Origin of the sequence: Aequorivita xiaoshiensis, from assembly GCF_022008395.1 — a bacterium.
Taxonomy (GTDB): domain Bacteria; phylum Bacteroidota; class Bacteroidia; order Flavobacteriales; family Flavobacteriaceae; genus Aequorivita; species Aequorivita xiaoshiensis.
This window is the reverse complement of the sequence record NZ_JAIRBB010000001.1, coordinates 543083-556323: the sequence shown is the minus strand read 5'-3', so window position 1 is coordinate 556323 and position 13241 is coordinate 543083. Positions and strand designations below refer to the sequence as shown.

Genomic DNA, 13241 nt, shown 5'->3' with positions numbered 1-13241 from the left:
CACATCATAAGTTCACTGCTTTTCTACCAATTGAAACATAAGTAAACCCTTCTGCTTCCATATCGCTTACATTATAAAGGTTTCTTCCGTCGAAAATTACAGGATTATTCAGTGCATTTTTTAATCTAGAATAATCAGGAGTACGGAAAATACTCCATTCTGTACAAATTAAAAGTGCATCTGCCCCTTCGAGTGCTTCGTACATCGATTCTGAATAATGTAATTTATCTCCAAAGCGTTTTTTGATGTTAGGCATTGCTTCCGGATCAAACACCTGAAGTTTCGCATTTAATTCCAACAAGCCATTCATCATATCGATAGATGGTGCTTCGCGAATATCGTCTGTTTCTGGTTTAAAAGCTAAGCCCCATACTGCAATGGTCTTTCCCTTTAAATCGTTGTTAAAGAACTTCTCGATTTTTGGGAGCAAAATTATTTTTTGATCTGAATTGATTTCTAAAACTGAATTCAGAATTTTAAAGTTGTAATTTTCATCTGATCCAGCCTTTTTTAGCGCTTTTACATCCTTAGGAAAACAAGATCCACCGTATCCTATTCCAGGGAATAAAAATCGCTTTCCAATACGGCTGTCGGTACCCATTCCAGCACGAACTTTATCTACATCTGCACCTACTTTTTCGCAATAATTTGCGATTTCATTCATAAAGGTAATCTTAGTAGCTAAAAAAGCATTAGACGCATATTTTGTAAGCTCTGCAGATTTTTCGTCCATAACAATTATTGGATTGCCTGAGCGCACAAAAGGGCTGTAAAGTCGTTTCATTAAGGCGGTAGCTCTTTCACTGCTAGAACCTATAATAATACGTTCTGGTTTCATAAAATCGTCAACAGCAAAACCTTCTCGTAAAAACTCAGGGTTAGACACTACATCAAACTCACAAGGAGCATGTTTTGCGATTATAGCGTGTACTTTTTCAGCAGTTCCTACTGGTACAGTACTCTTATCTACAATTACTTTATAATCGGTGATTTTTTTTCCTATTTGTTCGACTACATTTAATACATACGACAAATCTGCAGCTCCATCTTCATTTTCAGGTGTTGGTAATGCTAGAAAAACAATTTCGGCGTGAGCTAACCCTTCATCTAGTGAAGTTGTAAACTTTAATCGATTTGCTTTAATGTTTCTTTCAAAAAGAAGTTCTAGGTGGGGTTCATAAATAGGCACTTCACCATTGCGCATTCTTTCTACCTTAGCCTCGTCGATATCTACACAGATAACTTCATTACCTGTTTCGGCAAGACAAGTTCCTGTTACTAAACCAACATATCCTGTTCCTATTACTGAAATTCTCATATTTATTCCTTCCGTTGTTATTTACCCTAAACGCTTTTAATTTAAAAAAGTGCTTAAGGATATTGAAAACGGTATTTTTTTAGATTTATTAATTTGCAAAAATACTATTTGCAAATCTTTTTATTCGATTTTTGCTTTGTTGTTTTTAAGGTGATTAGCACTTGATGTTAAAGCTATAATAATATACCCTAGATAATAGGCTCCAATCTGCCTGTGAAATACATTTTCGACCATACAATACACTACCAAAATTGTAAGCATTGCCGTGGGAAAGAATTGTTTTCTAAAGCTTAAAAAGCTAAAGCATATAAAGGCTAAAAACAATAACAACGCAATAAAGCCCGCACTTAAATAAAAGTCCAAAAACTGATTATGTGTATTGTAACGTTTTGTAGTAAAGCGTTTGCGTTTTTCGGGATTTAAAATTTGTGAATCATAGCAAGCCACAAGCTTTTCTTTAGTATTATAAAACCCTATTCCGTTAAACGGAACCTCATCTTCATTTATAATTTGTTGAGCACAACCCCAAACTACCGCTCTAAGCTCGTAGGTAAGGGAGTTTTCAATAAATGCCGGCGGATTATTTTTACTTTCTTTAATACTAGTTTCGAAATCGGTGTCACTCTTTATTATAAAAAACAGCACTACTACTGCTGCCATAGCACCGAGTGCAATAGCAACTTTCCAAATTTTACGCTGCCCATAAAACTGCCTTACCAACAATAATAGAAACAAGGTCACCATTGCTATTTTGGAAGCCATTAATACGATGAAAATTGCATTAATCAATATGTTGGCTAAATAGTAATTATTGTTAGGGTGATATTTCTTTTTAATTGCTTGAAAAGAGATTAATATACTGAATGTACTTAGCATGCCTAAATACAACCTGTCTATCAACAGCGACTCTACTACTTGAGGAGATTCCCCTAAGGAGAAGCTTCCCGTGGCATCAGTAATTAAAACAAAGTTATATACTGAAAAGATGATAGCCGCCAAAGCCGAAAAAATGATGGCGCTGTTAATTTTTCCAGCCCATCCAGAAGACGGATTCATATCGGACACGGGAATATATAGTACCGCCAACCCTAAGGCAACCATTACTTTATTAATCACAGTAATGTCTTCCTCAAATCGACCTGCAAAGTACGAGTTGATTAGCAGATAGACTATTAATCCAAAAAACGCAAGAATAGGAAGTGATTTAAGCTTCTTAAAATCATCTTTCTTAACTACAAATGGAAAAGCAATAACTAAAACTGCTACTAAAATGTTTGGAAGTACCCTTATATAATTATCAAAAGGGATAATGAGGTATAGCAGCAAAAAGGCAAATGGGTATATGGCAGAAAGCAGAATCCTCATTGTGTATTTTGTGTTTTTTATTAATGTCTAACAATGACGTACATTGTACGACTAAAATTATAACAACCTGCTCGTTAAATTACTATAGTTTTTTATAAAATTAAAGTGTTACGCATAAATCATAATTTCAAGAGCATGCTGTCAAACTTTTTATTAATTCGCTAAAAGTGTACGATAATTGAAACAAATATTTCTTTAAGGTATTTTAATGAGACACTGTATATTTTTAAAAAATTTAGGGGAAGATAGGAAAGTCTTGGGAGATATTAGGTATTAGACGATAGAAATGAGATTTTAGATTTGAGATGTATAATGAATGACAAAAAATTACCTTGAAAATCGTTCTTTCAGCACCAAAAGGATAAATTTTGAGTTTCCTACCAAGTAGCGTTTCCACATACGTTTTGGTTCCTGTAAAAAACGGTAAAACCACTCGAGTCCTGCGTTTTGCATCCAAATAGGAGCTCTTTTCGTTTTCCCTGCAAACACGTCGAAACTACCGCCTACGCCCATCTTGAAATTTACAGATTTTAAAATTTCTTTGTTCTCGATTAAAAATTGTTCCTGTATAGGAGATGTTATAGCTACAAACAACAGATTAGCGCCACTGTCTGCAATCTGTTTAGCAATGGAAGGAGTCTCATTATGTTTAAAATATCCATTTCTATAGCCTGCAAGAATGTTCTCGCTATATTTTGAAACAAACTTGTTTACTACTTCTTTAACCACTTCTTCCCGTGCACCAAAAAAGAAAACTTTATGTCCGTTTTTATGGGCTTGTTCTATAAGTTTCTCAACTAGATCCACACCTGCCACACGTTCTTTTAGTGGCTTATTTAGTAATTGAGAAGCCCAAATTACTGCTTGTCCATCTGCCTGAATAATATCGCTTTGATCTACATAGCTTTTAAGTTGAGCGTCTTCACGAATTTGAATGATTTTTCCCGCATTAATATCAGTCAAAGTAATATCGCCTTGGTTTTCAATTGCGTTATTTACAAGGTCGATAGTTTCTTGCATGGATAAATTATCAATGCTTAAACCACATATAGCTACTTTTTGATGGGTGTTTTGTATCACTTTGAGGCGGATTATTCTATTTATAATTACAAAAGAGAGTTATATAATTTTTCGTACATAAGCGCATTCTTTTGCCAACTCTTTTCCTGTTGTACAAACATAAGAGCATTTTCTAAAACCTGAGATTTTTCATCATCTGAAAGCTGTAAAATTCTTTTAATAATATTTTTTAGGCTCTCTTTATTTTCTGATTTAAAAATAAATCCATTCTTATTTGGTGAGATTAATGCAAGTATCCCTCCTACATCACTTCCTATGAATAGCTTTTTATATGCCATAGCCTCTAAAGGTTTTAGGGGAGTGACAGATTGTGTTACGTCATTATTTAAACGTGGATTAACAACAACATCAATTCCGGAGAACGCTTGGGGAATATCATTTGGGCTAACTTTTCCCAAATATTTAATTGTATCAATATCTGGGCGACTGTTAATTACATCTATTATTGCTTCTCTGCTAATCCCATCCCCATAAATCAACAGTTTATTTTTTATTCCTAAATCGTTTAATTCCTGAAAACATTCTACTAAAAATTCGATGCCTTCATAGGCTGTTAATGTTCCTATATACCCAAAAACTAACTCTTTACGATTCTCTGATTGAGCGTTTTTACTAGTAAGTTCCTCTATATGCGCTAAGTTTACAGCATTGTTAACTACATAGCTATTCTTGAATTTATTTCCTTTCGACTCAAAGTAAGTTCTTAAATCATCGTTTAAAAATACAGCTGCATCTACTTGTTTAAGGGTAAATGTTTCCAGAGAAACTAGAAAATTTTCAACAAGAAGATCTAATTTGGTTTTTTTAGTTGTTTTATTCTGAAACATCCAAAGGGACCTAAATTCATAAACCACAGGAATTTTTTTTAATTTCCCGATGAGAATTGCTGGAATACCACAATAGAACATAGCGTGTGCATGGAGCACATCAGGTTTTTCTCTTTTTACACAATTGAAGAGTTTATAGGAAAATGAAACTATCGAAAATAACTTTTTAAGCTGAACTAAAACCCCCTTTTTATTGTCTGTTATTACAGTTTCTTTTCTCGAAGTGGTGCGGATATATCGAATTCCATTAATTATATCTTCTTTACCTCCATCAACACTCCCTTGAAAGTCTGAAGTGATAGCAACAACATCTAATCCTATGTTTTTTTGAGACATAAGTGTGTCTCTACTTCTAATACTGGATCCTGATACCTGTGGTAGCGATTGGTAAAGAATATGTAATACCTTCATATAATTATTATTGATCCAAAATATTTAATGAAATTCAAAGTTGTATTTTTGGCAAACCAATCCCTACAAGAAACAGGGCAAATATAACATTTGAGAAAAGACTATGAAAAGATTTATTCTTTCAAAACAAGAGCTTATAACCTTCATTTTAGTATTAATAGTCTGTATTACTTTACCTGTAAAAAACAACATCAATTCGCTATCGATGATACTTTTAGGAGCTTTTGCTGCTATTGTTCTCATTTTTAAGAAACAGATTGACTTTAAGATACTTCGAAAGTTTATTCCTTTGATTTTATTTTATATAGTATGCCTTATCAGTGTTTTTTACTCAGAAAACCAAGATTTAGCACTAAAAATGATAGGAAGATTGGTCCCCTTTCTTACTTTACCTATAATTTTTTCTATTCTACCTCCATTGAAAAAAGAAAGATATCCTAGCCTTATGAAGTTCTTTATAGGGTCTATGGTAATTGTGTGTGTGTTTTCTCATACTCTTGTACTAATTAAGTTGTTTAATAACAACGATAGCCTTTATAACATATTTAATAGCCATTATTCTTATTTAAGTTTGTCTGAAGATACCATAGGCATGCACTCCACCTATTACGCCTATTTAATCATTCTTGCGGTGATGTTTGTGGTTCACTTTCTTTTTAGTGAAAGAAGATGGAAGTACCGTATTCTTTACTTTTTGTTGCTAGGGTATTTCACCTTTTTTGTTTTTCATCTTTCTGCCAGATTACCAATAGCCGTTTTATTTCTATTTTATAATATCGCTTTAGTATATTACTTTGTAAAACAGAAAAAAGTATTAAAAGGAGTATTATTTCTGTTGCTTTTATACATCATCACAAGTCTTGTTATTTACAATGTTAGGATAACTAGGTATCGATTTCAACAGCTTGTAGGATTTACATATTCAGATGGCACTCATTATGATGATGGAAAAGATAAAATTTTTCAATGGAAAGCAGGGGCTTCAGCAAACAAAAATGTGGTGTTTGGAAATGGCATAGGCGATGCCAACCAGAGTATTTTTAATTCATATAATAATAGCGGGCTCCATACCTATGCAGAAAGAAAATACAACGCCCACAACCAATACATACAAACTTTTGTAGGGATGGGAGTAATAGGGCTAATAACACTACTATTTATCTTCTATTATTACCTTCGATTATTTTATCAACAGAAACACTTAATTGGGTTTACTTTCCTCCTTCTAACTACTATTTTGTATTTAACCGAATCTTACTTGGAACGACACAATGGTATTGTAACATTAGTATTTATCATTTGTTTGTTTGTTGTTCAAAATAGCAACACTTTAAAAGAATTGGATAGAGATTAACGAAAAGTCCCTGTTTTGAAACGTCTTTAAATTATGTGTTTATTGAATAATTGTTACAAAATTAGAAAGTTAGCGTGTGCTAGTGTCTTAAAAGCTTTATAGTTGTACCTGAAATTTTCAGAAAATACATTCCTGTTGAAAAAGAAGAAAGGTCTACTCGGTTTTCAGCTCCAAGAAAATTTCCGCTGAGTAAAGTTCTTCCATTTATATCGTTTACGGTAAACGGACTATTAATAAATTTTTGGTTTTTTAGATTAAAAACACCATTGGATGGGTTTGGAAAAACGGTAATTGGGCTTATATTTTCTTCAGCGATACCAAGAGGATTGTTTTGATGGCGACCAATATATGCATCTCCATTGTTGTTTACTAGGGGTATACTTGTTCTTGCAGTGGTAATAATTTTTCCGTCGTCTTGTAGAATGAAAGAGTAGCTGGAGTTGGGTTGCAAACCAATAGTATTCTCTTCTAAAGAAAATGAGGAATCTATATATCCGTTTTCGTAAATCCTGGAGACCATAAAAGAGAAAGCTTCAGGAACACATATATTTTGATTCCAACCTATAAGAATTCTGTTATTTTCTTGAAATGTTACTTGAAATGGATTAGAATGATCCCACGCTTCGGGTGTATTGGCACTCCCTGAATCCCCAAAGGTTGTGTCTATTGGTCCTGAAGGTAAAAAACGCTTAATAAATGGGTAAACCCCTAATTGACAACTTCCTATACTTCCTGCAACTATAATTTTTCCATTTTCGTCAATATCAAAAACGGCAACAATAGAACCAGCAGTAGATGATGCTATTTCATAAAAATATGTCCCATTGTTTCCAAATGAACTGTCAAGCGAGCCATCTGCTAAAAATTTAATAAAAATTAGTTGCGCCGCTGAAGCTAACTTCCGATCACCGAGAATTAGTATGCTACCGTCATTTTGAATTTTGAACCTTCTACTAACAGAAGGGTTTTCTTGAATAAATGGAATTTCTGCTTCAGCGACACCGTTAGTGCCAAACGAAGTATCTATAGTTCCGTTTGGCAAGTATTTTTGAAGCGTTAGTGAACTAGTTGTTCCGTTGCTTTGAAATCCTCCTTCTATAACAAAACTATTGTCATCAAATATCTGAATCCGAGCATTTTGTCCAGAGATAAATGGGGCTAATGTGCCATTGTCTGCAAAGCTTGTATCCAATTCACCAGAGTTTGTGTAGCGTTTTACCAGATAAGTATTGTTATATTGGCCAGCAACTATAATATTATTATTTTGAATATAAGGAGTTGAAGCGCCGTAAGTTGAATTTGTAATAACCTTTCCATCGTCGCCAAAAGATGGATCTAAATTACCATCAGATAGATATCTTAATAGATACATGGTATAATCATCAGCTCCATCCCAATTATAAGCAGTCACAAGAAGCTTGCTATCTGTTTGTTGAATAACACCCAAGGCTCCGCTCTGAATGCCACCTAAATCAGTTAAAACAATACCATCATCTCCAAAAGAGGTGTCGTAAGCTCCGTCCTGGGCGAAGAGAATCCCAACATTCAATAATAATGATAAAAATATGAGAGTGATTTTGTTCATAATCTTGATTTAATAGTTATGTTCAAATTACATTTTTTGTTAAGAAACATTCCTATACTATTGCTTTAAAAGCTTAACTGTAGTACCTGAAATTTTCAGAAAATACATTCCTGTTGAAAAATATGAAAGGTCTATTTGGTTTTCAACATCTTGAAAACTACCATTTAGTAACACCCGTCCATTTATATCGCTTACATTATACTGTCTATTGATGGGTTCTTGGCTCTTTAAGTTGAAAATACCATTCGAGGGGTTAGGAAAAACCGAAATTGTAGTTATATTATTTTCAAGAATATTTAAAGGATCATTTTGATGACGGCCAATGTACGCATCTCCAAAATTGGTGACTTGAGGAACCCAGGTTGTACCAGTAGTGACTATTTTTCCATCATGTTGTAAAATGAAGGAAGAGCTAAAATTAGGTTGTAAGCCAACATTATTCTCTTCTAAAGAAAAAGAAGAATCTATGTGTCCATTTTCGAAAATCCGGGTAATTAAAAAATGGACGAGTGGAGGATAACAACCATTTTTGTTTAATCCTATTAGAATACTATTATTTTCTTGTATTACTATTTTAAATGGTCTGGAAAAATCCCATTCAAGAGGGATAATAGTTTCCCAAAACGTTGGGTCTACAGAACCATCAGGTAAATAACGCTTTATGAATGGGTGGGTTCCATATTGACATCCTCCAATACTTCCAGCTACTACAATCTTCCCGTTTTCGGCAATATCATAATATGCACTAATAGATCCTAAATATTCGTTCTCTATAGTATCAAAAGATTTTCCACCACTTCCAAATGAGTTGTCAAGGGAACCATCTGCTAAAAACTTTATAAACATTAATTGCCCGGGTTGTTGATGAGGATATCGCCATCCCAACACCAAAATACTTCCGTCAGAATTAATTTTAAATTTACTACTACCGTGAGCGTTTTCATTATGATCTATTGGGCCCGCATTTGGAAGTATAGCTTCAGCTATTCCATCGACACCAAAAGCCGTATCTATAGCTCCATCTGGCAAATATTTATGAAGTGAAACAGCGCAAGTAGAATCAGTCGATCTAAATATTCCTTGCATAATAAAACTATCATCATCAAGTATTTTAAAATTTGTACCTAAAACACCAGGGTATAATGTGCCGTTAGCTGCAAAACTAGCATCCAATTCACCAGAAGTAGTGTAGCGCTTAATTGTATAGACATCGTTGAATTGACCACCCACAATGATTTTATTATCATTTTGAAAGGAAGCAGTATATTCAATAGTCAAATTAAAATAACCAAGTGTTTCGCCAATCTCTGTTTTTCCGTTATCTCCAAAAGATTGGTCTAAACTACCATCAGGTAAATATCTTAACAAATAAAGTGTGTTATTCCTCGGAGAACCTTCTTCTGCTTTATAAGCAATTACAAGGAGTTTATTATCAGCTTGTTGAACAACATGCAAAGCACCGCTAATTGTCTCCCCCCAATCTGTTAAAACAATACCGTCATCACCAAAACTGGAATCGTAAGCGCCGTCTTGGGCGAAAAGTATCCCAACATTCAATAATAATGATAAAAATATTAGAGTTATTTTATTCAAAGCTATTTATTAATCAATTACAATAAAAAAATGTAATTGACCAAATTGATTTTAATTATTCTATATACTTAAAGATACGAATAATTTGTCAATCTCTTATTTAATTGACTACATCAATGGTGCAAGAAAATTAAACAAATCGAAGATTTCTAATAATAACGGTTTCTGCAAATAAATTTTATTCCCTAATTGTCTAAATGGTTTCTTCTTTCTTTAAGGAAGAAATAAACACATAAAACAAAACAATAGCATAAGCTACTAAATATTCTGGTTTAAAAAACCCTCTGTGATAAATATGAAAAAACTGAGTAATTGTCAAAGCGTATAAAAGTTTATACATATCACTCCCCAACGATTTTTTATATAGGAAATAGATTATGAAACTGGTAAAGAATAAAATCGGAATCAACCAATCCCTATAATCTATATACAAAGCTCCAATTACTCCAGGAGTAATACCGCCCTCATAATTAGTTTGGTATAATCTTTTAGACAACACAATTCCTGGTGACGGTTGCTCTCCAGGTAAGATTGTCATCAATTCAGAAAAAAACATTGGATAGTCAAAAAATGTATTTGATACATTTTCCTTGATTATTTTTTCAGTAATACCCACTGTTTCTCTTAATGAAAAATATACTGGCATAATTAACATGTTATACCAATTATCATTTCCAAAATAACGTATTGCTAATTCAGATGGAGACAAAAAGGTTGTTGACACTAACCTTCTTGTGTAATATACTATTTGAAACAGAATCAGGCCTATAAAACACGTTAGATAAACCCAATGTTTATTATTTCTCCACGCTTTACTATTCCTTAAGTAATATTTATCTCCAACATTTATATTTTTTAATAGATAAAGAACCAATACACTAATTATAATCATAATAACAGTCCCTCGACTACCTATAAAAAAAGCAGGAAAAAGGGGGAGTATTATAAAAAGTAAAATATTCTTCTTCGTGAATTGACTGCGCTCGAAAAACAATGTAAAAAGAGGAATATAAAGTGTAGATTTTATTAAGTACGACATCATCGGACTCATAAAAAACCTCAATTCCTGATGAACCAAAACATTACCGACCGTTACAAAAACATATGCTACCAGTAAATAAACAATTATAGTCTGGATGATTACGACATTGACAAAGAAAGGTGTAATAGCGATTTTTTTATATTTCACTTCGTTCTTTCTAAAAACGCTTTTACTAATTGTAAAGAGGAGAGGTAAAATCAATGCAAAATTGGCATATGTATAAATTTGTAAAGTATAAAAGCTGATGGTTCCCCTATAGGTAGATATATTAAAGAATGGAATGAAATAGTATAAGAATAAATAAAATCCAAAAATTTTTGTGTTTATAGATTGCCTTGTAATAGCAACAAATAATAATAATAGTGAAAAGGTAAGATGTGTAAATTCGTACGATTTTAAATATAGAGCAATGCCAGTCAATAATATTAAAACAAATACAATACTATCCTTAAACGATTTTGGAATCATAATTCAACTCTTTTAAAGGCGTCCTCTCTTAATACACTTAAAATAACTAATAAATACAGTACAATAGGGGCATTATTTAAAAAATTACCTGAGATTAAAGCTGTAAGCATCAGGATCCCCATTTGAACTTTTCCAAAACGCTTCATTTTATTAAAGTTCATTATATTTTTAAAATAAAAGAATAAATAAAGAAGCATTCCAATTATTCCGAAAAACAGAAAAACATCAAAAATTTCAAACTCTACGCGATATATTTCGAAATCGGTTCCTCCAAATAAAAAATTGTAGAAATTCCATTTTTCTGATATAACTGGAAAAAAATTATTTCTAAAATTAACATCCCTCAATGAGGTCAATGAAGATATAAGGCCGCGTTCTTCATAAACAACAAGTAGCGGTTTAAAATTGACAAATATAAATTCTGTAATCTTATCTTTTAATAAAATCAACAACACTATGAGCCCAAAGAAAAACATATAAAAGCTTTTTTTAGCATATAGCCTTTTTAATAAAGTGAAATGAAATAACGTCAAAAGAAAGAAGAAGATTAATGCTTTAGTTCCTGTTAAGAAACATACTATACTTACCAAAATTAATTCAATTAAATTTTTTCTTTTATTGATGTACTTATGTAAAAAATAGGTAAGTGCAAAAGCATTGAAGTAGGTAATCATACTCGGTGTCATGAATGCGCCACTAGAACCAAAACGATTATAATAGGTTTTAAAAATAGGCAAGTCAAAAACAATAGTAGCGATTACAATAATACTGTTAAGTATTACTATTTTTTCATATACATAATAAAACTTTGGTGAAAAAGAATGCTTATTATTTACTAAAAATAGCATTACAAAAAACACAAAAATATAACGCCCAAAGTAAATGCAATTTTCTAAAAAATTTGGGCCTAACGTAAAGTTATTAAAGCTTAATTGTCCTATAAAAAAAACACCTGAAATCCCTATTAAGAACAATACAATGTTTTTATGTGCTTTAATATTTTTTAATAAATCAAAGGCAACATACGCTATAAATAAACCTTTAACCACAAGGCTAAAGTTGTAGAAACTCATTCTTGTATCGTATGCAATTGTAGTACTGAGCTCTGATAAAAAAAACAGTATTAACACAATTATGGGCAAGTTTTCCCCTTTGCCAAACAACTTTGTTATCGAATTGAGATCTTTACGCATACTTCAAATAAATAAATGCGCCTCTAGCCGCAAAGATTATTATTAACCCTAAAACAACAAGGTTTACTGTAACTCCTATTAAAAAAAGGGTAGGCAGTAAAATAGCTAGCAAAACAAAAGTGAAAATATTTATTAGATAAATATCCTGATACTTCGCCTTAGCTCCCATTAAAGCTGAAAAGAGACCGTAAACTAATTTAATAATCCCCAATGCAGATAATAGAATAACTAAGATAAGATTGGTTTTAATATCTATTGTTAAAAATGTTCCGCCATCTATTTTAACTAGTAAAATTACAGCTGCAACAATTAGGGCTCCACCAACAAATATTTTCAGTAGTTTACTGTGTAATAATTTTTTATTTACTCCTTCTTTAAAATATACGAGTTCTTTAAAACCTACGTAATATTGTAGTAAGGTTAAGGGGAATAGAAAGATTGTAGAATAATAAAAATAATTTCCAAAGACTTCTTCTCCCAACTCATTGGCAATTAAAATCCGCTCCCCATAGGAAAGGGCAGTCAATAAAGCCATATTAATTGAAAAGGAGAAAAAATAATTTAAAAGAGAACTAGTTCTTTCTTGTGAAATACTGATGTTTTGATAAATATTCCAAAATGCTAATATTCCAAAAACAAAAAGTATAGCGGTGGCAACTAAAACAATATAATCTACTTTGAATGCTATAAAAAAATATAACAAAACAAAAGTTAGTAGAAACACCACTTTGTAACCATTGTGAAACAGTTGCGATTTTAAAAAGTTTTTATTTAACCTCAACGTATTATAGGCTAGTATCATTGAGTTTATTGATAGTCCAGATATGGTTAAGAATATAAAGTGAAGGGATTCATATCTTAAACTGAAATAATACGAAATGACTATAGGAGCAACTACGCCAGAAACTAAAATAGATATAAAAATATCCTTAGATATTACTGTTTTTCCTGCTTCAATTTTGGACAATCGCAACATAATTTGATCAAAGCCTACTAGCCCAAATG

The 13241-nt window shown here is 32.2% G+C and carries 10 protein-coding genes; 1 reads left to right on the top strand and 9 read right to left on the bottom strand.

All coding sequences use genetic code 11. The annotated features are described in order from the left end of the window. Positions 1-4 precede the first annotated feature (4 nt). From K8344_RS02520 to K8344_RS02505, 4 genes are all read right to left on the bottom strand, one after another. Positions 5-1318 carry a UDP-glucose dehydrogenase family protein gene (locus K8344_RS02520; RefSeq protein WP_237606717.1) on the bottom strand — a complete coding sequence of 438 codons (1314 nt, stop codon included), beginning with the start codon at positions 1316-1318 and terminating at the stop codon, positions 5-7. A 120-nt stretch (positions 1319-1438) separates the two neighbouring features. Further along, entirely contained in the window at positions 1439-2683 is a 1245-nt protein-coding gene (locus K8344_RS02515) for an O-antigen ligase family protein (protein ID WP_237606716.1), read from the bottom strand. Between the two features lie 327 nt (positions 2684-3010). Next, the gene (locus K8344_RS02510) at positions 3011-3763 is read right to left on the bottom strand and encodes a WecB/TagA/CpsF family glycosyltransferase (RefSeq protein WP_237606715.1); all 753 of its coding nucleotides are present in this window, start codon (positions 3761-3763) and stop codon (positions 3011-3013) included. A gap of 26 nt (positions 3764-3789) precedes the next feature. Continuing rightward, entirely contained in the window at positions 3790-5001 is a 1212-nt protein-coding gene (locus tag K8344_RS02505) for a glycosyltransferase family 4 protein (protein WP_237606714.1), read from the bottom strand. A 103-nt stretch (positions 5002-5104) separates the two neighbouring features. Here K8344_RS02505 and K8344_RS02500 point away from each other — a divergent pair, with 103 nt between their 5' ends. Further along, complete coding sequence (locus tag K8344_RS02500) at positions 5105-6355, top strand: O-antigen ligase family protein (protein ID WP_237606713.1); 1251 nt, start codon at positions 5105-5107, stop codon at positions 6353-6355. Between the two features lie 79 nt (positions 6356-6434). Here the strand turns inward: K8344_RS02500 and K8344_RS02495 are convergent, their stop codons facing one another. The 5 genes from K8344_RS02495 to K8344_RS02475 all read right to left on the bottom strand — a co-directional run bounded on the left by K8344_RS02495 (position 6435) and on the right by K8344_RS02475 (position 13203). After that, entirely contained in the window at positions 6435-7940 is a 1506-nt protein-coding gene (locus K8344_RS02495) for a T9SS type A sorting domain-containing protein (protein ID WP_237606712.1), read from the bottom strand. 57 nt (positions 7941-7997) lie between these two features. Continuing rightward, the gene (locus tag K8344_RS02490; protein WP_237606711.1) at positions 7998-9533 is read right to left on the bottom strand and encodes a T9SS type A sorting domain-containing protein; all 1536 of its coding nucleotides are present in this window, start codon (positions 9531-9533) and stop codon (positions 7998-8000) included. Positions 9534-9726: 193 nt separating this feature from the next. Further along, positions 9727-10257, bottom strand: a complete 531-nt coding sequence (locus K8344_RS02485; RefSeq protein ID WP_237606710.1) for a hypothetical protein — start codon at positions 10255-10257, stop codon at positions 9727-9729. Positions 10258-11039: 782 nt separating this feature from the next. Further along, complete coding sequence (locus tag K8344_RS02480; protein WP_237606709.1) at positions 11040-12236, bottom strand: hypothetical protein; 1197 nt, start codon at positions 12234-12236, stop codon at positions 11040-11042. Continuing rightward, positions 12229-13203, bottom strand: a complete 975-nt coding sequence (locus K8344_RS02475) for a hypothetical protein (protein WP_237606708.1) — start codon at positions 13201-13203, stop codon at positions 12229-12231. Before K8344_RS02475 ends, K8344_RS02480 begins: the two co-directional genes overlap by 8 nt. Positions 13204-13241 lie beyond the last annotated feature (38 nt).